The organism is Serratia sp. 22264 (genome assembly GCF_052045345.1).
GTDB classification, from domain to species: Bacteria; Pseudomonadota; Gammaproteobacteria; order Enterobacterales; family Enterobacteriaceae; genus Serratia; species Serratia plymuthica.
Window position 1 is genome coordinate 1361226 of sequence record NZ_JBQEOY010000001.1, and the last position, 20855, is coordinate 1382080.

Here is a 20855-nt window from a genome sequence, read left to right on the forward strand (position 1 = left end):
GGCTAACCCGGTTAGCTATAAAACAACTGATGAGGATATCGATGTCATTGCACCTATTTAAAAGAAAGTTCGCCGCCGTCGCGGCTTTTTCTCTGCCATTGATGGCATTCAATACGTATGCAGATACCCCTTTGTCGAAACCAATGGGATTTAGCCAGGTGCTGACCTTTATGGGCTCCGGCGTCATTAATATCACCAAGAGTGAACCTTTCCCCGGGGTGACCGGGTGCCTGGGCACCTTATGCACCAGTGACTATTTCTACACGCATATTATGGGATTTAATGAGCAGCAGGTGGCGCAAAAAAGAGAAGACGCCATCGCTTATTTTAACCAGGAATTCGGCATTGATGTAAAAACGCTGGTCGCACAAAAACGCATTGAATTGAAACCTTATACCGGCAATCCAGATGGCGAGTATCGCTTGTACTCAGTCGCCGGAATGAATTTACCTGCCGCAGGGTGGATTGTGCGTGACGGCGGCTTCTACATTACGGTTCTCGATAAGGGGGGTATTCCGCTGGGCGGGCGCCATAGCGGCGAAACAGCCACGCCAAAAAATCAGATGTATTACGGGAACTACAATATTCTGGCGACCAGCCCCCCGCATCAGCTAAAAGAAATCGTGATTAGTTATGAGTCGAACGAAATGGCGGTGATCTCCCCGGATGGCCTGCGTACAACGTTTAATACCCGCACGCACAATGAGCGCTGGGGGGAAGGCCAGAGCTACGTGAGTTACGAGTTTAAATTGAATGGCGACAAAACGGTTTTGACAAATGGCCGGGAAGTCATGACGTTTGCCAAATATCCGGCGACAAGAGATTTTCCAGACTATCCATCCTTTGCCATGAAAGGGGATGCCTACCCGCATTAAGGCTTTCCTGACTGCCTGAGTAAGTGAATGAGAGGCAATAATGACCTATGTGAAAACTCTGGCGGAACGCCGCCAATACCCGCCTCATTCTGATGCCGGCGAAGGACGGCAGCTGGCTCAGGCTGAGCGGTTGGGAAGTGCGGCGTTCCGCCAGGACTATGGCGTTAAATACGCCTACTCCAGTGGCTCAATGTATCAAGGGATTGCATCCCGCAAGCTGGTCGTGGCGATGGCCCGGGCCAAGATGATGAGTTTCTTCGGTTCGGGTGGGCTGAGCCTGCCGCTTTTGCAAGAGGCCATTTTAGGCATTCAATCTGATCTGAACGGAGAGTCATTCGGCATGAATATGCTCGCTGACTATGAGTTTCCGGAAAAGGAAATGCGTCGGATTGAATTGTTCCTGGCCCATGATATTCGTTTTATTGAAGCCGCTGCTTATATTGCGATTACGCCTGCCTTGGTTCTTTACCGGCTGCGCGGTATTCACTTGGGGAAAGACCAACAGCTGGTCATTCCGCATACGCTGATGGCAAAAGTTTCACGCCCTGAAGTCGCCGAGGTTTTTGCCAATCCGGCGCCGCCTGATTTAGTTGCCGAGCTCTATGCGCAAGGGTTGCTGACGCCGCAAGAGGTGGAGCTGGCGCAACGGGTTCCCATGGCCCAGGATATTTGCGTCGAGTCAGATTCTGCCGGCCATACCGATCAAGGCAATGCGTATGTTCTTTTTCCGGCAATTGCCCGGCTTTGCCGGGATATTTCGGCCCGGCAAGACTATCAGAAACCGCTCAGGGTCGGGGCCGCCGGTGGCATAGGCACGCCGGAAGCCGTGATGGCGGCCTTTATGCTGGGGGCTGATTTTATCATCACCGGTTCGGTGAATCAGTGTTCAGTAGAGGCGGCGACCAGTGACGAAGTGAAAGACCTGCTGCAACACATCAATATTCAGGATACCGACTATGCACCTGCCGGCGATATGTTTGAGCAGGGTGCCAAAGTGCAAGTGCTTAGGCGTGGTGTGTTTTTCCCCGCTCGCGCCAATAAGCTTTACCAGCTTTATCAGCAATATAATTCATTGGATGAGCTGCCGCAGGCGATAAAAAACCAGCTTGAAGGTAAGTACTTTAAACGGCCGCTATCCGCCGTCTGGGAAGACGTGAAGCAATATTATCAAGCTCACCGCCCAGAAATGCTGGAAAAGATAGAAGGGCAGCCGCGGCGTAAAATGGTGGCGGTCTTCCGTTGGTATTTTGCTTACAGCTCGCGGTTGGCGCTAGCCGGCGATCCGGAAAACAAAGTTGACTACCAGGTACATTGCGGGCCGGCGTTGGGCGCCTTCAATCAATGGGTAAAAGGCTCCGCTTATGAAGACTGGCGTAACCGCCACGTGGATGAAATCGGGGAAATATTGATGCAGGAAGCCGCCTCGATGCTGTCGACAAAGATCAGTTTGCTCAAAAGCGATGTTTCACCCTCTTACTCATATTCTTAATCGGATGGCGCGGAATTTATGAAAACAGTCTATACCTTTCCTGGTCAGGGATCGCAATATCGCACGATGGGTTATGACCTCTTCGAACAATTCCCTGAGCTGGTGGCGCAAGCCAATCAGGTTCTCGGGTATGACATTGCCGAACTTTGCATCAAAGATTCGCTGCGCGTTTTAAACCAGACACAGTACACTCAACCGGCGCTCTATACCGTGAATGCGCTCAGCTACCTGGAGCGCAAAGCGCGCGGCGCGGCGCCGCCGGATATCCTGGCCGGGCACAGCCTGGGAGAATATAGCGCGCTGTTTGCCGCCGGCGCTTTTGACTTTATTACCGGACTTAAGCTGGTGCAAAAGCGCGGGCAGCTGATGAGCCTTGCCCCCAAGGGGGCCATGGCCGCCGTGCTGGAAATCAATGTCGCTGATATTGAACGCATCCTGGCCGAAAGCGGTTTTCAGCATGTTGACATCGCCAATATCAACTCCCTTCAGCAATGCATCATATCCGGCGCTTATGATGAAGTGCTGGCGTTAGAGCCTCGTTTTCTCGAGGCCGGCGCACGCTTTGTTCAATTAAATGTCAGTGCGGCGTTCCATTCACTGCTTATGTCGGATATCGAAAGGGAATTCGCCGATTATCTGACGCAGTTTACTTTCCAGCCCTTATCGATTCCCGTTCTGTCAAATGTTACGGCCCGGGCTTATCCCAGGACGGATTATCAGACGCTGCTGACCCGGCAAATATCCAGCCCGGTTCGCTGGTATGAGTCTATATCCTGGTTGCTGGCGCAAGGCTGTGATGACTTTGTCGAAGTGGGCCCCGGCGATGTGTTAACGAAACTGCACCAGCGCATTACCGAAGCGCCAATGCCGATAGCCCAACCTCAAGAGGCAACAATACGGCAGGCGCACCCCAACTGTTCGCCGCCGGCTACGCCGCACAAGTTCGTTTTTATGTTCGCGGGCCAAGGGAGCCAGTACTATCAGATGGGAAGGGCTTTTTATCATTCCGACGGCCATTTTCGCCAGACGATGGATCGCCTTTGCCACAAGGTTTATATGCTCAGCGGTGTGAACCTGCTGGAGCAACTCTACAGCGAACGTGATGTCTCAGCTGAGTTTGACGATATCCGCTATACCCACCCGGCGCTGTTTTGTTTTGGGTACAGCCTGGCTCAGATGTTGATAGCCAGGGGCATCCAACCTGCCGCCGTGGTCGGCCACAGTTTGGGGGAATACATCGCCGCCGTGGTCGCCGGGATGCTCCGGCTGGACGACGCGCTTCGGCTGGTCGTTGAACAGGCGCATTTACTGGAGCAACATGCGCCGGCAGGAGGATTGGCCGTCGTGTTGGCTTCGCCGGACATTTTTCATCGCGCCACAGATGTCTTTTCTCGCTGCACGCTGGCCGGTGTTAATTTCGGCAATAACTTCTTTATCTCAGGTGAACAGAGCGCTGTCGCCAGTGCGATACAGAAGCTGACGGAACAAAATATTTTGTCCTTGTCGCTGCCGGTCAGGTACGCATTCCATTCAGCCTCGATCGATGCGATCAAACCCTCATACCAGAAATTACTGGATAAAACGCCATGCTTCGCGCCAACGATGCCCGTTTATTCCTCGGTACTGGGGCGTTCCGTCGGCGCGATGCAACAAGCTGATGCCCAAGGTTATTTATGGCAAGTCATCCGAGACAAGGTCGATTTTTCCACCCTGGTCAACTCAGTATTTTCCACCTTGAGCGACCACTTTTTTATTGATGCCTCCGCCACTGGCAGCTTGTCCAACTTTTTAAAATATTCGCAGGATTTTACCTGTCGACACGGTTATGTCTTAAACCCGTTCAGTGACGGGATGACGTCGCTTGAAACCCTATTATCGCAGGTGAAGGCGTAACAGGGGTGGTGGCTAATAGATTCAATGAGAAGGAGTGTACGACTATGCCAATTCGAGTTTATATGTTCCCGGGACAGGGCTCCCAGCAGCCAGGGATGGGGCGAGAACTGTTCAGACAGTTCCCTGATTTAACCCGTATTGCCGACGATATATTAGGCTATTCTATCGAGCGCCTCTGTCTTGATGACCCTGATGGCGAGCTTAATAAGACCCAATACACTCAACCTGCCATTTATGTAGTCAATGCATTGTCTTATTACAAGAAACGGCAAGAGACCGGTATCCAACCTGATTTTGTTTTAGGGCATAGCCTGGGGGAGTTCAATGCGTTGCTGGCTGCAGAAGGCTTTGATTTCACCACCGGCCTGAAGCTGGTGAAGAAACGCGGCGAATTAATGGCGCAGGCGGCGGGCGGCGGCATGGCTGCGGTGCTGGGGGTAAGTGAAGCGAAACTGCGGGCATTCTTGACGGAAAAAAAACTGGATACCATTGATTTAGCAAACTTTAATACGCCCTCGCAGATCGTAATTTCTGGTCAACGTGACGATGTCACAAAAGCGTTAACGGAGTTCGAGCAGAGCGGAATGCGGTGTGTTCCTCTGAATACCAGCGGTGCTTTTCACTCCAGGTTGATGCGGGACTCAATGGATAAATTCGAAAGTTACCTGCAAAACTTTCAGTTCTCAGCATTGAAGATCCCTGTCATTGCCAATACAACGGCACGCCCCTATGACGATGACACGCTGTTAACCTGCCTGGCGCAACAAATCGCCAGCCCGGTGCGCTGGACCGCAAGCATTCAATATCTGATGAGCCTGGGCACACCTGAATTTACCGAACTGGGCCACAGCGAAGTGGTCAGTGGCCTGGTCGAAAAAATCAAAGCAGAAACGACAGAAGACGAGTTGCAGGCAATAAGGTTACAACGTCACGGAAATGACGCCATCAAGGAAGTGGCCGATGCGATTGACAGGGTTAAACACAGCGCTACGCTGGCGCCAGCCGAGAAAATTGCTCAATGGAATAGCCGGTTCCCGATCGGGCAAAAGGTTCATTCCACTATTTTGAACGCGGAAGCGGAAACCCGAACCGAGGCTTTGTTGCTGTTCCAACATCGCGCGGCGATATATCTGAAAGGTTACAACGGTTACTTTGAACTCGATGAGCTAAAGCCGCTTTGACGACATGGCGGCAACGTTTACGCGAAAACGGCCGCCGTGAACATTCCACGCGCAAAACAGGCCGTTTTTTAGTGCGTTTTGAGCAAATCTGTAGGTAACGAGGTGCCAAATGCTTTCAGATTTCACGTAGCGCGATCAAAAAAACTGAGGGCTTTAATCCAAAATCGGTGGCATTGCGTATTCTGGCGAAGATGAATGGTCGTTCCGGAGGAACGTGAACGCGTTATTTGCTAACGCGGCCTAACAGAAGAACTTGATAGCCTGGAGTGATGCTGACTGGATTGATAACGAACGAAAGCCGAGATGATCAACGCAGTAACGCAATGGATAGAGAAGAGGCAAGCAGGTTTACCATATCCATTAACATCCACTGGCGTCGGTGACCAGGCACATCGAGCTGGGTAAGTGAGAACATGAATGATCAGTCCTGACAACATAACAAACATGAACCAAAATCTACTATGAACATAACAACAAAAACGCGAACATCATCATAAAAGGTAACTGTCTGATTTGTAGCAGTGGTAGAGGTACTCATGAGTTATTAATCAATGCGTCTAATTTAACATAATATACATTATGCGCACCAAGATAAGGATACGTAGATTCTGAGGTTTTGGCCTTTGTCATGACCTTATCCGCATCTCGCCTCAGATCGTGCTTTGCGCTAGCCATACTGTTCTTCCTCCGCATTCAGGATCTTCGAAAACCATCTTCACAACGCGAAAGCCATTTTCATGCAGCAACTGCCGATACTCTGCTGGCGCCAGGCTCGAATGATACAATGGCTCGCCTTCAAATGTGCCAATCGCTTCGCCATCGCTTGTGCCACTGGTAAACATCAATGCTGCTTTGCTGCCTGCATGCTTGCGGAAAACGTTGAACATCTGACGTTGGTCATTACGAGTAAGATGAAAAAAACTGTCCCAGGCAATCAGCCCGCCAAAGGTTTCATCCAGTGCCAATTCTCGCATATCTGCCACTCGCCACTGCTGATGCGGAAATGTCTTCAAGCATGAGTCGATCATTGATCCTGAGCTATCAATCCCCAGTACGCCAAAACCTTGTCGAATGAAATATTCGGCGATCGGCGTTCCATTACCGCAACCGATATCCAGAAGCCTTGTATTTGTCGGTACCAAATTCAGAAATCTGTCCAACCAGGGGCGTTCAAACAGATCGGTTGTCCGCAACCTTTTCCAGGCTTCGGCATGCTGTTCGTATAGAGTGATGATCTTCGCGGCCGCAGAATGTGTCATTTGCCCTCTTCTTTTTGATCGCGCTACGTGAAATCTGATAAAAGTTGGCATACTTGGGCTTACAGAATGCGTCAATAATTAGTATTCAACACGTCACCTTTTGCTCTTTCAGCCATTTTTGGCCTGCAGATTTCACCAAAATACGTCGTTTAGATGCTGAAAATTAACACGTATGGTTCCCATTAAGTGACATTGTCACCCAGAGTCACCTGCGTAAGCAACGGTTCTGCCAGGAAATGTGCCGACAGATTATCAATAACCAGCTGAACCGTTGCGGCGATGGCCTCGGGAGAGCGCCCGGCGATATGCGGCGTTAAAATAACATTGGTCAACCGCGCAAGTTCCGGCGGTACGGCTGGTTCGCCCTCTACCACATCAAGAGCCGCACCGGCGATGCGTTGACGTTGCAGGGCGTTGATAAGCACCGGGGTATCCACCACGCTACCGCGCGCAATGTTGATCAAAAAGCCGTTTGGGCCCAGAGCGTCAAGCACCTCCGCGTTAACAATGCGGCTGGTTTGCCTGCCGCCAGGGGTTGCGATCACCATAAAATCGGCCCATTCGGCCAGGGCAACCGGGCTTGCACAATAGTGATAAGGCGTGCCGTTACGCGGCTGGCGGTTGTGGTAAGCCACGGGCATCTCAAAGCCCCTGGCCCCGCGCTGGGCAATCTGCATGCCGATATTACCGAGGCCGAGGATCCCCAGTTTTTTGCCGAAAACCATCGGGCGCGGTTGCCGTGCTTGCTTCCATTCCCCCCGGCGAACGGCTGCATCGGCCTGCGGGATCCCGCGGGCAATCGCCATCAGCAACGTTAACGCGTGGTCGGCAACCGAGGCATCATTGGTGCCAGGGCCATGCGTCACGACAATACCCCGCGCCTGTGCGGCCATAAGGTCGATATTTTCGTAGCCCGCACCGAGTGCGCAGATGATTTCAAGCGCCGGCAGCGCGGATATCTCGTTTGCGCTGAGCCCAATGGAACCGTTGGTCAGTACCGCCTGTACATCGACCCTTGGCTTTTGCGCCGTCCATGCCGCTACAGAACTGGCGATATGGACGGTAAAACCAGCCTGTTCGAGGCAGGCATGATGTTCGTGCGCAAGTTCAACCAGTATCAGAAGATGACGTTTCATAGAAAATGTTCCGGCGGCAAGAAAGGCTATCGCCAGAATACCGCGACGGTGCCCGGACCTTAAGCCGGAAAGTGCTGATTATGAATCTGCGCCTCAGTTCGCTGTGTTGAATGGCCACCCTTAGCTTGGCGTAAGCACTTTTTTCAGGTGTGACGCCCTTATGCGCAATTCTCCCTGACGCCACTCGCCTTCTGGCGTGGCGCGTTCATCGATAAGGCGATTCAGCGCTTCCGCGATAAGACGATCAAGCCGCTGGCTGTAACTGGTCAACGCCCAGCCTGGCGCACAGGCCTCGTCGATATCGTCAAAACCCACTACGGCGATTGCGGTTAACGGATCTTGCCTTAAGGCTTCGAGAGCGCCCAACGCGAGGACATCGTTTTCGCAAAATAGTGCATCGACCTGTTCGTTAATTGGGGTTGAATGCATGTAATCGATCATCAGCTGAAAACTGCACTGCCGATCATAATGTCCGGCGGTTAATACCTGATCCAGGTGCAGACCCGCAGCCACCAGCGTGTCTCGGTATCCTTCCATTCGCAGCAAATGGCTGCTGAGGGTGTCAGGTCCTTTCATATAGCCAAATCGCTGATGCCCTTGAGCGATCAACAGGTTGGCGATCTCTCTACCAGCCTGATAACCGTCAATGTTAACAATATCAATGTGTTTCCCTTCGGTGTTGCGGCACACTTGCACCAGGGGGATCTGATGTAAGTCTTTCGCGATCGCAGACCATTCTTCCGTCAGCGATGTGCCCAGAAACAAGATGCCATCTACCTGCAACTGGTCGGCCATGGACATTGCCGCCCGGTAGTTCTCCCCGGCGGTAATGTTAAGCAAAAGTGCCATATACCCCCGGGCTTGCAGTTGTTTCGTCACCACATCGAGCATCATCATCGAATGTGGGTTTTTCAACTCATCAATTGCCACCCCAATAATGTGGGTCTTTTTTTGAGACAAACTGCGCGCCAGGAGATTGGGCCGATAGCCCAGTTCTGTGGCCGCAGCCAATACGCTTTCACGCGCCTGCTCCGAAATGGAAGCGCCGGGGATGAAAGCGCGCGATACCGTCCATTTCGATACCCCCGCCTTTTGGGCAACGTCGCTGGCGGTGGCTTTATGGCGTTTTATCATTGTTTTTGTCATATACCTGTGTCCGAAGGTTGAAAGGTGCATCCTGCATTTGAGCATGGCTTTCTCGATTGTTTTTATTTTTGCACCCGATTGCAATTGCTATTTGCAATCGGGTGCAAAAAGTAACGGTTTTGTGACAAACCGCGCCCTTTCCGCTTTTGCTCTATTGACCAAATGTTGACTCTGTATGAAATTTAACTCGCCGTTCAGGATGGTTCTAAGATATTCGCAGCTTTTTTTTACCCCTGATTGCACCCGGGTGCAGAGGTGGTGAAAAAACAGAACGCGACTGCGCCATTCACTGTGCTTTGCCATAACAACAACCTTCCCTTACAGGATACTACGATGAAAAAAACAAGACTGCTGTTGATGTTATTGAGCTCGATGTTGGCGTGTACCGCTCAAGCAAAAACCAACCAGGTCGGCGTAGCTCTGGCTAATTTCGATTTAAATTTTATTTCGATATTACGGACTCAAATGGCCCAGGAGCTGGAAGCGCAGAAACTGAAAGGACAATTTTCTGATGCCAAAGGTGATGTGGCTTTACAGGTACAGCAAGTCGACGACCTAATCAATCAAGGAGTCGACGCCATCATTCTCAACCCTGTAGATACGCAAGGCGTTAAGTCGATGATCGTCGCCGCCAGACGCGCCAATATTCCCTTGATATTTGTAAACCGTAAACCGGAAGTGAAGCTGGAAGGCGCAACGGCTTACGTGGGTTCGGATGCGGCATTAAGCGGCACCCTCCAGATGGAAACGCTGGCGAAAAAAATGAACTACCGAGGCAATGTGGCAATACTCATGGGCGCCCTATCCAACGAAGAAACACGCGAGAGAACCCGGGCTGCGGAAGCTGTTATCGCCAAATACAAGGAAATGAAAGTGGTGGAAAAGCAAACGGCAAAATGGCAGCGCAACGAGGCTGTTGATGTGGTGTCCGGTTGGTTATTAAACGGCCTGCCTATTGACGCTATTGCCGCCAATAACGATGAAATGGCCATTGGCGCAATCATGGCGCTAAAGCAGGCCAAAAAGACCGGTGTTCTGGTTGCCGGTATTGATGGTACGCCCGACGGCCTGCAATTCATCAAGAATGGTGAAATGGCCGTCACCATTTTCCAGGATGCCAAAGCCCAGGCGACAGGTGCGGTAAAAGTGACAAAGGCTATGTTAGATCACGAAAAAACAGAGGCGTATAACTGGGTGCCTTACGAGATCGTCACCAAAGAAAATTTCCAAAAATTCGCACAGATTAGTCAGAAATAACTCCCGCACCAAAAGCATCAAACGTCCGTTTTTTTAACCTGCACTGCACCCGGGTGCAATAATGATAATTAAAGGAATCAATATGTTAAACGGTGAAAAAAGTATTACCCGCCCCCTGCGTTGGGCCATGATCGGCGGTGGTCGCCTCAGCCAGGTCGGTTACAAGCATCGTTCAGGCGCTCTACGCGATAACACCGCCTATCAACTTGTTGCCTGCGCCTTTGACATTGACGCGGCACGCGGGCGTGATTTTGGCGTCAATCTGGGTGTGCCATCCGAACGCTGTTATGACAACTACCAGCAACTGCTGACAGAAGAAGCCAAAAGAATCGATGGTATTGAGGTAGTGACCATCGCAACGCCCAATGGAACCCATTATGAAATTACCCGGGCGGCACTGAATGCCGGCATCCACGTTATCTGTGAAAAACCCTTGTTCTTCACCACTGCGGAGGCAAAAGAAATCAAAGCGTTGGCGGAAGAAAAAGGGCTCATCGTCGGGGTTACCTACGGGTTCTCCGGCCACCCTTTGCTGATGCAGATGCGGGCAATGATCGCCAAAGGCGACATTGGCGACGTGCGCATGGTTGAGCTGCAGTACACCCATGGTTTCAGCGCGAACGAAAGTGCGGACAAATTCAGCGACGCGCAGAAATGGCGTATTGACCCCAAAATTGCCGGCCCATCCTTTGTGCTGGGCGATATTTCCACCCATACCTTTTACATTTCGCAGCTGGTTTTGCCCGAGATGAAAATCAAGTCCCTGTTATGTGATCGGCAGAGTTTCATCCCCTCCCGCGCCCCTCTTGAAGATAATGCCATGGTGCTTATGCATTATGAAAACGGAGCCGTCGGCCGCATGTGGGCATCGTCTATCAATGCGGGCTCAATGGACAGCCAAAGCATTCGCATCGTGGGGTCGCTGGCCAGCCTGGAATGGAGCGATTACAACCCCGGCGAATTGAAATACGAGGTCCAGGGGCAACCCAACCAAACGCTGCATCATGGCATGCCGTATCTGGATGAAAGCGCGCTGGCTGATGAAAGACTCGGCGCTCTTCATACCGAGGGTCTGGCAGAATCCTGGGCCAACATCTACCTCAAATTCGCTATTGCCATCAGTGCCAGTCAGCGTGGCGACCGGCAAACGCTGGATTCGCTGATCTATCCGGACATCAACGCCGGGCTGGAAGGCGTGCGTTGGATTGAAAACTGTGTTCGTTCTGCCGATAACGGCGCCACCTGGGTTAACTACGAATAAGGAAATAACCATGAGACTTTCATTCTGTACCGACAGCCTTGGCCATCTGCCTTTTGAGCAAATGCTGGACAGGTTGCTGGAGTTGGGTGTGCACGGTGTCGAGATGACCACCGGGGGATGGTCTTCCGCCCCGCATATGCAGACCGACGAACTGTTGACCAACCCTGCCAAACGCCAGTATCTGCTCCAGGCATTGGCCAGTCGCGGCATGGAGATTGCTGCACTTAATGTTTCCGGCAATCCCCTAGACCCTGGCGAACTGGGGCAGCGTCATAAAAGCGACACCGATAAAGCGCTGGAACTTGCCGGCCTGCTGGGCGTAAAAAAGATCGTTATGATGAGCGGTCTGCCGCCGGCGAGTCCTCATGATACGATCCCGAATTGGATCACTTATACCGTCAGTTGGCCACCTACGCTGAAAAACTGCCTGGATTACCAATGGAATGAGGTGGCTATCCCCTATTGGCAAGGGCTTGTACGCCGGGCCAAGGAAAGCGGTGTCGAACGATTTGCTTTGGAGAACTTCAGCTCAATGCTGGTTTGGAACCCAGAAACGCTGTTCCGGCTACGTGATGCCGTCGGCCCGATGGTGGGTCTGAACCTCGACCCCAGTCACCTGATCTGGATGGGGGCGGATCCCATAGCGGCGGCGCGTGCCCTCGGCCCTGCCATCCATCACGTACATGGTAAGGATGTCAGGTTGGAACGTGGACTGGTTGATGTTAACGGGCTACTGGAAACCAAGCCGGTGGAAGATGTTGCCAACCGGGCCTGGAACTACGTAGCCGTCGGTTGTGGGCAGGACCTGCAATGGTGGAAAGAGTTCTTCTCCGTCGTGCGCATGATGGGTTACAACGACTGGGTATCGCTTGAAATGGAAGATTTAACCATGTCGGTGGACGCGGGCGTAACCTCGTCCATTCTTGCCCTGCAACACACTATCAGCAAATAAACATCATGCTTGATAAAGAGCAGTGGCGGCATATCTGTTTGCTTTATGTAGCCACTGCTATTTTTTGATATCAACGCGCTATTGATATTCAAAGTTAGATTTACCCAGAAGCCGGCTGGCATCCGCTAGCTCACTGCCGCGACGATATGCTCACGCAGCCATTGATGCGCCGGATCGCGGTGCGACCGTTCATGCCACAGCATCGCCATCTCGAATCCGGGGACTTCAATGGGCGCTTCAACCACCTGCAGCGCCCGGTTATTGCGCACCAGCCGCCAAGGCAGCATGGCCACCAGATCGGAGCTGGCCAGAACAGACATGATGAACAAGAAATGAGGAACCGAGAGCACCACCCGGCGCTGCAGGCCAGCCTCCGACAATACGCTGTCCGTATTGCCGAAAAATCCCCCACCGTCCGGTGATACCACCACGTGCTCCAGCCGGCAGAACTGTTCCAGCGTAGGGGTTACCGCCAGTTGAGGATGACCGGTGCGGCCTGCCAGGACGTAACGTTCGCTAAACAGGGTGCGCCGCCGCAGATTCTCTGGCGCCCCTTCATGAGTATGAAAAGCAAGATCAATTTCCCCTTGCTCCGCCTGCCGGGCGAGGCGAGCGGGCACGGCTTCGAACACCGCCAACCGGGTGCCCGGAGCCACAGAACGCAGGCCAATCAAGGCGGGCAAGACGATGGTCGATTCGCCATAGTCTGAGGCGGCCACTCGCCAGGTATTGCCGGCGCTGGCGGGATCAAAAGGGCTCGCGGGCGCCACGGCTTGCTCCAGCGCCTCAAGCGCCTGCCGCAAAGGCTCGCGTAACGCCTCGGCACGCGCGGTCGGCCGCATGCCTCGTGGCCCCGGCAGCAACAGAGGGTCGCCAAAAATCTCTCTCAGCTTGGCGAGATGCACGCTAACCGAGGGCTGCGAGAAATTAAGGCGTTGCGCCGCTCGCGTCACATTATGTTCGGCGAGCAAGGCATCCAGCGTCACCAGCAAATTGAGATCCAGCCGTCTGAGATTAGTCATGGTAATACCTGGAATATTAGAAATTCATTTCTACTATACCTGACAAAAACCTACCCTGCTTTTATCTTGCAACGGAGGTCTACCATGAATGTTCTTCTGGTCTACGCACACCCAGAACCGCAATCGCTGAACGGTTCGCTGAGGGATTTTTCAATCAAGCGGTTGGAGGATGCCGGGCATACCGTTCAGGTATCCGATCTTTACGCCATGCAGTGGAAAGCCGTGCTGGACGCGGATGACAGCACAGCAACACAAACGGGCGAGCGGTTCGATCCCGTACGCGATTCCCAACGTGCATTTGCCGATGGGTTGCAAAGCAAAGACATTGAACTCGAACAGCAAAAGCTGCTGTGGGCTGATGCGGTGATCCTGCAATTCCCGCTGTGGTGGTTCTCGATGCCGGCGATCCTCAAAGGCTGGGTTGAGCGGGTTTACGCCTACGGTTTCGCCTATGGTGTGGGGGAACACTCCGATACCCACTGGGGCGATCGCTATGGTGAAGGCACGCTGGCCGGCAAGCGCGCCATGCTGATGGTCACCGCCGGCGGTTGGGAAACGCATTACGGCCCGCGGGGCATCAACGGACCTATGGATGATATTTTATTCCCGATCCAGCATGGGATTTTGCATTACCCCGGTTTTGACGTACTGCCGCCGTTCGTGATCTACCGAACCGACAAGATAGACCCGGCGCGATTTGCCGTGGCCTGTGAGGTACTCGGGCAACGTTTGGACAGCCTGTGGGATACCCCGCCTATTCCGTTCCGGCGGCAAAATGCCGGGGAATACCATATTCCCGAGCTGTCCCTGAAAGAGCATATCGCGCCAGGCCGCTCGGGGTTCACCGTGCATAGCAGCGAGAATCAATAACTCTACCGCGCGCGCCATTTAATACGGCGCGCGCGGCACAGGGCTAGTTCAGATTGGCGATAAAGGCTCGATACTCTGACGCGCTGCGTTCAATATCATGATGATTTAAGGGTTCAACTTCGGCGTCCGGGGTATTTTCCTTGCCGTAGAATGCATGGAATGAACCGTATTTTGCCCGCACATAGTTAACCGTGATTTCAAAAGGCCGCAAAATTTCATCCAGTGAGTACTTATATCTGCCCTCCTGCGAGTACCCCTTCGCGCTGATCCCCGCCGTGACGGCCAGTGCCACCTTGCGATCTTTCATCTTATAGCCGCTGCTTGAACCATAGGCCCAGCCATAGGTCAGTACATCATCCAGCCACTTCTTCAGGAGCGGCGGCGAACTGAACCAGAATACCGGAAACTGCAGAACGATTTTTTCATGTTGTTCAATCAGTTGTTGCTCTTTTTCGACATCGAACCGCCAGTCTGGATAGGCTTTATATAATTCATGAATGGTATAAAGATCGGGATATTTCCTCAGCTCGGTCAGCCAGGCTTTATTTATCATCGAATTTTCGATATCAGGATGAGCGACCACCACCAGCGTTTTCATTCAGACTTCCCCTTTCAATGAGTTCACCGGGGCATCATATGCTATGCTTTATTAATGTAAAATACGCACACTGACTACATATACTAACCTTTAGGAAAGTATCAAATGAACGTTGAAGATATCTGCAGCCCAACGGGCATCGACCTCGAACAGACCGGATATGGCTATACGCTGTCGGTGATCAGCGGGAAATACAAAATGATTATTATGTACTGGTTGGCGCAATATAAACCGGTATTACGCTTCAACGAATTGCAGCGCTGCATCGGCACCATTTCTTATAAAACGCTAAGCTCGACGTTAAAAGAGCTGGAAAGAGACGGCATCGTCATCAGAAAGGAATATCCGCAGATCCCGCCCAAGGTCGAATACAGCCTCTCGGAGCGTGGCCGCACGCTGATCCCGGTCATAGATATGATGTGTGCCTGGGGGGAAACTCACCGCGCTGAAGCGCTCAGCCCTGCGGACGAATAAATAATTGTTCGTCCCCTACTTTCCAGAGCCGCCTGCGAGGATCAGATCCCGCAGGCGATTCTTCTACATAATCGGTGGCGGTAAGCACACCAATGTAGCGGAGAGCTAAAGCTAATCAGTTCTGCCAGTTAATCATCTCGTCAAGGCCAGACAACAACGCCGGAAAGTAGCTCTCATCTATACCAAAAGAATCTTTTATGATGACGCTTTCAGCCGGATTTTCAGGTCTGAGCGTTAACTCCACAGCAATAGAATTATCAGGCATAGGAATAAAATGAAGATTTAGCTGATTTTCTGTACTATCGAAGACCACATCATGTGGTTTATGCCCGCTGACCAAATCCTGATAAATAGAAACAACATCTCTCCTAAAATCAATCAGTTCCCCAACACTGAATGATGCCTGGTATTGCGCCTTCAACTCAGGAAGAGAATATTCAATATATGTTCTTATCCAGTCATATGCTGGTGCTTCTGGGGTGTTTTGCCTTTCAAATGGCGAAACACGTAATGTCCTTGAACCACTTACGATATCTATCATGATAATTTCCCGTCACTTGTATAAAAAATGAGTGACTGTCCAGTCTTTCTCGCGAACCACAACTTCAAGTGTAAAGCGTTTATAGTAGTAATATCCTTTTCGAGATTTATCCTCTACCAGACGGTACATTTCTGTTTCATAACGAAAAAGGCCTGGGGATTTTCGAGGGTCTGGCATTCTGCGCCCATAGCGAATCGCTTTTTCCTGAAGCTGCAAAGGCACATAGCGCCCGGGGTTATACATATGCTTCGCAGAGGTTTCTGTCATTTTAAGATTACGGGCTGACAGACCCACTTTTAACCGACCACGTAAGAAACTGACTGTACTCTGACTGAGTTTTACGGTGACAGCTGTTCTGGCCCCGCTTTGCAACAATGCCCTGCCGGCAACGAAGATACGAAAAACACCGGCTGCCAGTAATACAATATCGGTTGGATCAATCAGCGGTGATTCTAGCGGAGCTTCTTCCAGGCGGACAAAAGTGCCATCAGTATCATAAATTCGCCACAGACCGGGAGCCTGTGAAACGGAATAACCAATGCACATCCCGCTTTCGTCATCAGTTATTGGTTTGGCATTATGGGGTAAAAGTCGGGGACGGATTTCAAAAAATTCACCCGGTGGCAACCGGGACTGAAAGGTATAATAACGACCGAGTTCTTCTCTGACTGCAAATCCTGTTGCCATAATATGATCCCTTTTGATCTATCAGAAGGGATCATATAACACTTTTTGCAGTACTACTCCATCTTGGCAGGTGGGTGGGAACGGGCGACTGGGAACCAGGCCGCTGGAAGATGTTGCTAACCTGGCATGGAACTCACCGCGCTGAAGCGCTCAGCCCTGCGGACGAATAAATAATTGTTCGGTCATCGGTTGGCCCCACTGTTCACCCTGCTGCTCTTCTGCAAGGACAAAACCGACGCTTTCATACAGATGCCGGGCCGCATCCAGCCCTTTGAACGTCCACAGGTGCGTTTCACGGAATCCGCATTCGTCGCAAAAGGCCACCGCCCGGTTCAGCAATTTCCGGCCCACGCCACTGCCGCGCAGGCTGTCATCGATGATAAAGGCGCGCAGATGGGCGCGATTATCGCCCAGTGACTCGCCGTCGATGGAAACCGAACCGACAATTCGGCCGTCGCTGAGCGCAGACCAGGTCTCGTTCAGCGGATGAGACAGGCGCCCGGCGAGATCGGCCAGCGCCGCCCCTACCGTAGATTCAAAAAATGCGCCGAACCCAACTGTCCGCGAATAATACTGCATATGCATTTCCAGCGTTCTGGCGACAAAACCGGGGCGGTAACCACTGGCAATCTCTGCCTCAGGTCCCGGCAACGCCCCGTCACCGACCCGGTGTGCGCGCAATGCGGCAGCATAGGTTTGCAGACCGGCGGCAATGCCGGCGCCGGCCGCCGCCGGCAGAGTGTCCAGCGCATTCAGCACCTGCCGTTCGGCAAAGCGATTAATCCCCGCCAAGGTTTGCCGCCCTTGTTCCGTCAGCCGCAGCATTTTCTCCCGCGCGTCGCGCTCGCTGGGTTGCGTAACCAGTTCCCCCGCCTTGATTAACTTGTTCAGCATGCGGCTGACGCTGGATTTTTCCAGATTGAGCACCGTACACAACTGCGCGGCGGTATCAACCTGCCGATCGCCGATTTCGATCAACGCATGCACGGCGGAAGGCGGCAAATCTGTCCCCGCCAGAGTGCTGCCCATAAAACCCAGTTCGCGCACCAGATGGCGTGACGCATCCCTGATAGGCTGCAAATAAAGACGGCTCTCGGCGGTGGGCATCATAATGGCCTCTCCAATAAAGTTGTATAATACAACCATATCAGAGAGAACCGAAAATTCAAGAGTACGAATCAAAACCCCTGCTCTGGCCGTTGCAGGCGGCGTCCGCTTCCTATCACTCCCGCCGCCAGCATCAGTAAAACTGCGCCGCCGATCAACGGCGCGGCCACGCCGATGGCATCCAGCAAATGCCCGCCGACAGCCCCGCCCAGCATGATGGCTAACTGAATGGATGCCACCATCAGGCCGCCGCCGCTTTCCGGTTCGTCATTAATCTCTCTGGCAAGCCAGGTAGACCAGCACACCGGAATGGCCGCGTTCAGCATGCCCCATCCGACCATCATCAGCGCAACGCCCGTAAAGACATGGCCCGCGCCGACCATGCCGAGGGTCACCACCGCCAGGCCGACCGGCAACCAAACCAGCAGCCGATACAGGTGATTGCGCTGCAGCATGGCGCTGGCGAAATGCGTGCCTGCGAAACCTGCAGCCCCCAGGCCCAACAACAGCAAGGAGAGTTTGTTTGAGTCAACGCCGGTCGTGCCTTCCAGAAAAGGACGGAAATAGGTAAATGCGGCAAAGGCACCGGCAAAGGTCAGCATGACCGCGAGCATACCTATGGCGACATAGCGGCGTTTGAGCAAACCGAACAGGCGTGTGAGTGGAATGCTGGCCTGTGGCGGCATCGACGGCAGGCTTTTCGCCTGCCAGACGAGGTTGATCAAAACCAGAGGAACCAGGCTAGCAAACACCCAGCGCCATCCGAAGTGCCCCCCCATATAAGCGCCAATCGGCGCTGCAAACGCGGTGGCGACCGCATTACCCATGTAAATGGCGCCGAGCGCGTTGGGGACCCGGTGCGCAGGAACCAGGCGGATCACCGTGGCGGTAGCCAGCGACCAGAAACCGCCCACGGCCAAACCCAGCAGTGCGCGGGCGACCATTAGCAAGGAAAAGCTGGGTGCCAGAGCGATCAGAATCAGTGACAACAGCATAAGCACCGTCATGCTCATCAGTACATAGCGGCGATCAAAGCGGCCTGCTATCGGCCCGATAAACAAGCTGGCCAACACGGCGAACAAACCTGAGATGGAAATTGCCTGCCCGGCCATGCCCTGCGTAGCATGCAGATCGCCGGCGATAGGCGTCAGCAAGCTGACAGGCATAAACTCTGAGGCGATCAGTAGCGCAACGCACAGCGCCATGGAGCCGACGGCACTCGCCAGAGAACCTCCTGGTGAGGATCGGGTTGAGGTGGTCATGGGTTACTCCGAAATGAAAAATATCCCCGCTAAACCTCAGGGCATATTATGGGCGATGAAGATGAATGAACTCAGTCAAATACACATCAGATTCAATTCCCGAGAGAGATTGTGACGCGCACGATCCCCGGTCGGTTAAGGGCTTCAAGGCCTGAAGTGATTTTGCCAATTTTGATAACCCCTGCGGCTTCAGGTCCTGGGCCTCGGTAAAAAGCAATGTTCCCCCACGGGGCATAATAAGCAATATCCCCGGTGGCACCGGCATCAGACCTGGGGGCCGCGTCTTGCGAAAGACGATGTGGCAGTGCACCGCTGATTTTCTCCGCCTCACCGTAGTCTTTCAGCGTTAAGGTGAGTGGCAGCAGCTTGACGAAGCTCCGCGCCGTCGGATTATCCTCAAGCGTTGCCGTCAGAGAGGTGGAACCTATGGCTAGCCGAATATCATGCATTTTTACCTGCCTGGTAGCATTGGAACTGTCCTGGGCCGCTTGTAATGTGCCGACTGTCGACAGCATAAAGAGCAGTGCCGCATATTGGCTAACCCGCATAGAAGTCTTTTCCATGGCCTGTCCTTTTATAGTCGACGTTTTCTCCACGCGGTTAAGCTCAGGTTACAGGCCGCGCGGACTAACGCGGCCTGGGTTGCGGAGACGAAACGCTTACTTCAGATTGCTGTGGAAGAAGGAAGCCAGCTTGGCGAACGGGATCAGGTCGGTACGGTCGTACAGATCCACATGGCCGGCACCCGGCACTATGACCAGTTCTTTCGGTTGACCGGCCAGTTTATAGGCCTCTTCGCTGAACTCACGCGAGTGGGCTTCTGAGCCCGTGATGAACAGCATCGGACGAGGAGAGATCGTCTCAATGTCGTTGAACGGATAGAAGTTCAGGAACTTGACGATACTGGTCAGCGTCGGGTGGGTCGTCAGCGCCGGTGACGAACCTTTAGGGGTGAATTCACCGCGCGGCGTGCGGTAGAAGTCATAGAACTCACGTTGAATAGCCGGCGTGTCCGCTGTCAATTCATGCACAGTACCACTGACGTATTCGGTTTTTCCGCCCGCGAACTCCACATCACGCTGTTCGGATGCGGCGGCGATCATCTGCTTTCTCTGCTCCAGCGTTTGCGAATGTTTCAGTCCATTGCGCACTGCCGCGCCCATATCATACATACTGACCGTCGCAACGGCTTTGATGCGCGAGTCGATTTTCGCGGCACTGATGACGAAGCTGCCGCTTCCGCAAATGCCCAGCACGCCAATCTGCTCTTTATCAACCCAAGGTTGGGTTCTCAGGTAGTCAACCGCTGCGCTGAACGCTTCCGCATAGAGGTCTGGCGCGACGACGTTACGGGGTTGCCCCTCGCTTTCCCCCCAGAAAGACTGATCGATAGCCAGGGTGACAAAACCTTGCTCAGCGAGTTTCTGCGCATAAAGGTTCGAGCTCTGCTCTTTCACCGCCCCCATTGGATGCCCGATGACTATCGCGGGATAGTGGGTACCCTGCTTCCGATTTTTGGGCATGTAAAGGTTCCCTACAATCTTCATTTTGAATTGATTGTTAAAGGTGACCTTTTGCGTCGTTACCTTATCGCTCCGGTAAAAGTTATTTGCGCCGTTAGACATATCGGCTGCCATAGAAGTGAATGAACTGACCAGCAGGGCCAGGGATAACGCTATTTTCTTCATCGGATTACTCTCGGTTGAAATAGTGAAGTCAATTTCTTCGGTATTGGTATCAGTAAATCGGGGAATCAAAAATCAAACCTGAACGGGGGGCATTTATGTAAACGCCTGACTTCAAGTTTTATTTAAAGGGCCTGTCGACGCAGTCAATATAACAACA

Annotated in this window: 20 protein-coding genes; 9 read left to right on the forward strand and 11 right to left on the reverse strand. The window is 52.8% G+C overall.

All coding sequences use genetic code 11. The features are described 5' to 3' along the window. Positions 1-41: 41 nt before the first annotated feature. The 4 genes from ACTJJ1_RS06320 to fabD (ACTJJ1_RS06335) are packed head-to-tail and all read left to right on the forward strand — an operon-like array spanning position 42 to position 5438. On the forward strand, positions 42-875 hold the full coding sequence (locus tag ACTJJ1_RS06320) for a hypothetical protein (protein WP_440832813.1): 834 nt from the start codon (positions 42-44) through the stop codon (positions 873-875). Positions 876-915: 40 nt separating this feature from the next. Continuing rightward, entirely contained in the window at positions 916-2364 is a 1449-nt protein-coding gene (locus tag ACTJJ1_RS06325; RefSeq protein WP_409442629.1) for a PfaD family polyunsaturated fatty acid/polyketide biosynthesis protein, read from the forward strand. Between the two features lie 18 nt (positions 2365-2382). Further along, complete coding sequence (gene fabD / locus ACTJJ1_RS06330; RefSeq protein ID WP_440832815.1) at positions 2383-4257, forward strand: ACP S-malonyltransferase; 1875 nt, start codon at positions 2383-2385, stop codon at positions 4255-4257. Positions 4258-4301: 44 nt separating this feature from the next. Further along, entirely contained in the window at positions 4302-5438 is a 1137-nt protein-coding gene (gene fabD / locus ACTJJ1_RS06335; protein WP_440832817.1) for an ACP S-malonyltransferase, read from the forward strand. Positions 5439-6088: 650 nt separating this feature from the next. On the opposite strand, the gene ACTJJ1_RS06340 is transcribed toward fabD (ACTJJ1_RS06335), so the two are convergent. From ACTJJ1_RS06340 to ACTJJ1_RS06350, 3 genes are all read right to left on the reverse strand, one after another. Then, positions 6089-6697: a class I SAM-dependent DNA methyltransferase gene (locus tag ACTJJ1_RS06340; protein WP_440832819.1), complete on the reverse strand. Its 609-nt coding sequence runs from the start codon at positions 6695-6697 to the stop codon at positions 6089-6091. Between the two features lie 182 nt (positions 6698-6879). Further along, a complete protein-coding gene (locus ACTJJ1_RS06345; protein ID WP_440832821.1) occupies positions 6880-7833 on the reverse strand; it encodes a 2-hydroxyacid dehydrogenase in 954 nt (317 codons plus the stop codon). A gap of 120 nt (positions 7834-7953) precedes the next feature. Next, positions 7954-8967: a LacI family DNA-binding transcriptional regulator gene (locus ACTJJ1_RS06350; RefSeq protein WP_122289403.1), complete on the reverse strand. Its 1014-nt coding sequence runs from the start codon at positions 8965-8967 to the stop codon at positions 7954-7956. A gap of 345 nt (positions 8968-9312) precedes the next feature. On the opposite strand from ACTJJ1_RS06350, the gene ACTJJ1_RS06355 reads away from it, so the two are divergent. From ACTJJ1_RS06355 to ACTJJ1_RS06365, 3 genes are all read left to right on the forward strand, one after another. After that, positions 9313-10236: a substrate-binding domain-containing protein gene (locus ACTJJ1_RS06355; protein ID WP_064798828.1), complete on the forward strand. Its 924-nt coding sequence runs from the start codon at positions 9313-9315 to the stop codon at positions 10234-10236. Between the two features lie 82 nt (positions 10237-10318). Further along, a complete protein-coding gene (locus ACTJJ1_RS06360; protein ID WP_006325413.1) occupies positions 10319-11497 on the forward strand; it encodes a Gfo/Idh/MocA family protein in 1179 nt (392 codons plus the stop codon). A gap of 10 nt (positions 11498-11507) precedes the next feature. After that, complete coding sequence (locus ACTJJ1_RS06365; RefSeq protein ID WP_440832823.1) at positions 11508-12449, forward strand: sugar phosphate isomerase/epimerase family protein; 942 nt, start codon at positions 11508-11510, stop codon at positions 12447-12449. A gap of 125 nt (positions 12450-12574) precedes the next feature. Here the strand turns inward: ACTJJ1_RS06365 and ACTJJ1_RS06370 are convergent, their stop codons facing one another. After that, entirely contained in the window at positions 12575-13471 is an 897-nt protein-coding gene (locus ACTJJ1_RS06370; RefSeq protein WP_004944631.1) for a LysR family transcriptional regulator, read from the reverse strand. 84 nt (positions 13472-13555) lie between these two features. On the opposite strand from ACTJJ1_RS06370, the gene ACTJJ1_RS06375 reads away from it, so the two are divergent. After that, a complete protein-coding gene (locus ACTJJ1_RS06375; RefSeq protein ID WP_062790716.1) occupies positions 13556-14341 on the forward strand; it encodes an NAD(P)H-dependent oxidoreductase in 786 nt (261 codons plus the stop codon). 43 nt (positions 14342-14384) lie between these two features. On the opposite strand, the gene ACTJJ1_RS06380 is transcribed toward ACTJJ1_RS06375, so the two are convergent. Further along, positions 14385-14939 (reverse strand): NAD(P)H-dependent oxidoreductase, encoded by a 555-nt coding sequence (locus ACTJJ1_RS06380; RefSeq protein ID WP_037432925.1) that lies wholly within the window; start codon positions 14937-14939, stop codon positions 14385-14387. 105 nt (positions 14940-15044) lie between these two features. Between ACTJJ1_RS06380 and ACTJJ1_RS06385 the strand changes: the two genes are divergently transcribed. After that, positions 15045-15413, forward strand: coding sequence for a winged helix-turn-helix transcriptional regulator (locus tag ACTJJ1_RS06385; protein WP_004944639.1), 369 nt, complete (start codon positions 15045-15047; stop codon positions 15411-15413). Positions 15414-15528: 115 nt separating this feature from the next. Here ACTJJ1_RS06385 and ACTJJ1_RS06390 read toward each other — a convergent pair whose 3' ends face one another. The 6 genes from ACTJJ1_RS06390 to ACTJJ1_RS06415 all read right to left on the reverse strand — a co-directional run bounded on the left by ACTJJ1_RS06390 (position 15529) and on the right by ACTJJ1_RS06415 (position 20698). Continuing rightward, positions 15529-15954, reverse strand: a complete 426-nt coding sequence (locus ACTJJ1_RS06390; protein WP_062790712.1) for a WapI family immunity protein — start codon at positions 15952-15954, stop codon at positions 15529-15531. Positions 15955-15966: 12 nt separating this feature from the next. Continuing rightward, on the reverse strand, positions 15967-16641 hold the full coding sequence (locus tag ACTJJ1_RS06395) for a hypothetical protein (protein WP_440832827.1): 675 nt from the start codon (positions 16639-16641) through the stop codon (positions 15967-15969). Positions 16642-16791: 150 nt separating this feature from the next. Continuing rightward, positions 16792-17748 (reverse strand): bifunctional helix-turn-helix transcriptional regulator/GNAT family N-acetyltransferase, encoded by a 957-nt coding sequence (locus ACTJJ1_RS06400; RefSeq protein ID WP_440833615.1) that lies wholly within the window; start codon positions 17746-17748, stop codon positions 16792-16794. Positions 17749-17819: 71 nt separating this feature from the next. Continuing rightward, entirely contained in the window at positions 17820-19010 is a 1191-nt protein-coding gene (locus tag ACTJJ1_RS06405; protein WP_004944642.1) for an MFS transporter, read from the reverse strand. A 92-nt stretch (positions 19011-19102) separates the two neighbouring features. Then, positions 19103-19573 carry a cyclophilin-like fold protein gene (locus ACTJJ1_RS06410; RefSeq protein ID WP_041416955.1) on the reverse strand — a complete coding sequence of 157 codons (471 nt, stop codon included), beginning with the start codon at positions 19571-19573 and terminating at the stop codon, positions 19103-19105. Positions 19574-19669: 96 nt separating this feature from the next. After that, positions 19670-20698 carry an alpha/beta hydrolase gene (locus ACTJJ1_RS06415; RefSeq protein WP_020439063.1) on the reverse strand — a complete coding sequence of 343 codons (1029 nt, stop codon included), beginning with the start codon at positions 20696-20698 and terminating at the stop codon, positions 19670-19672. Between the last annotated feature and the right edge of the window lie 157 nt (positions 20699-20855).

What these genes read in the sequence shown, in the direction of transcription:
- ACTJJ1_RS06320 (WP_440832813.1), top strand. Translation starts at nt 42, where the DNA reads ATGTCATTGCACCTATTTAAAAGAAAGTTCGCCGCCGTCGCGGCTTTT.
- ACTJJ1_RS06390 (WP_062790712.1), bottom strand. Translation starts at nt 15,954, where the DNA reads ATGATAGATATCGTAAGTGGTTCAAGGACATTACGTGTTTCGCCATTT.
- ACTJJ1_RS06385 (WP_004944639.1), top strand. Translation starts at nt 15,045, where the DNA reads ATGAACGTTGAAGATATCTGCAGCCCAACGGGCATCGACCTCGAACAG.
- ACTJJ1_RS06370 (WP_004944631.1), bottom strand. Translation starts at nt 13,471, where the DNA reads ATGACTAATCTCAGACGGCTGGATCTCAATTTGCTGGTGACGCTGGAT.
- ACTJJ1_RS06355 (WP_064798828.1), top strand. Translation starts at nt 9,313, where the DNA reads ATGAAAAAAACAAGACTGCTGTTGATGTTATTGAGCTCGATGTTGGCG.
- ACTJJ1_RS06405 (WP_004944642.1), bottom strand. Translation starts at nt 19,010, where the DNA reads ATGACCACCTCAACCCGATCCTCACCAGGAGGTTCTCTGGCGAGTGCC.
- ACTJJ1_RS06400 (WP_440833615.1), bottom strand. Translation starts at nt 17,748, where the DNA reads ATGCCCACCGCCGAGAGCCGTCTTTATTTGCAGCCTATCAGGGATGCG.
- fabD (WP_440832815.1), top strand. Translation starts at nt 2,383, where the DNA reads ATGAAAACAGTCTATACCTTTCCTGGTCAGGGATCGCAATATCGCACG.
- ACTJJ1_RS06415 (WP_020439063.1), bottom strand. Translation starts at nt 20,698, where the DNA reads ATGAAGAAAATAGCGTTATCCCTGGCCCTGCTGGTCAGTTCATTCACT.
- ACTJJ1_RS06345 (WP_440832821.1), bottom strand. Translation starts at nt 7,833, where the DNA reads ATGAAACGTCATCTTCTGATACTGGTTGAACTTGCGCACGAACATCAT.
- ACTJJ1_RS06410 (WP_041416955.1), bottom strand. Translation starts at nt 19,573, where the DNA reads ATGGAAAAGACTTCTATGCGGGTTAGCCAATATGCGGCACTGCTCTTT.
- ACTJJ1_RS06375 (WP_062790716.1), top strand. Translation starts at nt 13,556, where the DNA reads ATGAATGTTCTTCTGGTCTACGCACACCCAGAACCGCAATCGCTGAAC.
- fabD (WP_440832817.1), top strand. Translation starts at nt 4,302, where the DNA reads ATGCCAATTCGAGTTTATATGTTCCCGGGACAGGGCTCCCAGCAGCCA.
- ACTJJ1_RS06365 (WP_440832823.1), top strand. Translation starts at nt 11,508, where the DNA reads ATGAGACTTTCATTCTGTACCGACAGCCTTGGCCATCTGCCTTTTGAG.
- ACTJJ1_RS06380 (WP_037432925.1), bottom strand. Translation starts at nt 14,939, where the DNA reads ATGAAAACGCTGGTGGTGGTCGCTCATCCTGATATCGAAAATTCGATG.
- ACTJJ1_RS06360 (WP_006325413.1), top strand. Translation starts at nt 10,319, where the DNA reads ATGTTAAACGGTGAAAAAAGTATTACCCGCCCCCTGCGTTGGGCCATG.
- ACTJJ1_RS06325 (WP_409442629.1), top strand. Translation starts at nt 916, where the DNA reads ATGACCTATGTGAAAACTCTGGCGGAACGCCGCCAATACCCGCCTCAT.
- ACTJJ1_RS06340 (WP_440832819.1), bottom strand. Translation starts at nt 6,697, where the DNA reads ATGACACATTCTGCGGCCGCGAAGATCATCACTCTATACGAACAGCAT.
- ACTJJ1_RS06350 (WP_122289403.1), bottom strand. Translation starts at nt 8,967, where the DNA reads ATGATAAAACGCCATAAAGCCACCGCCAGCGACGTTGCCCAAAAGGCG.
- ACTJJ1_RS06395 (WP_440832827.1), bottom strand. Translation starts at nt 16,641, where the DNA reads ATGGCAACAGGATTTGCAGTCAGAGAAGAACTCGGTCGTTATTATACC.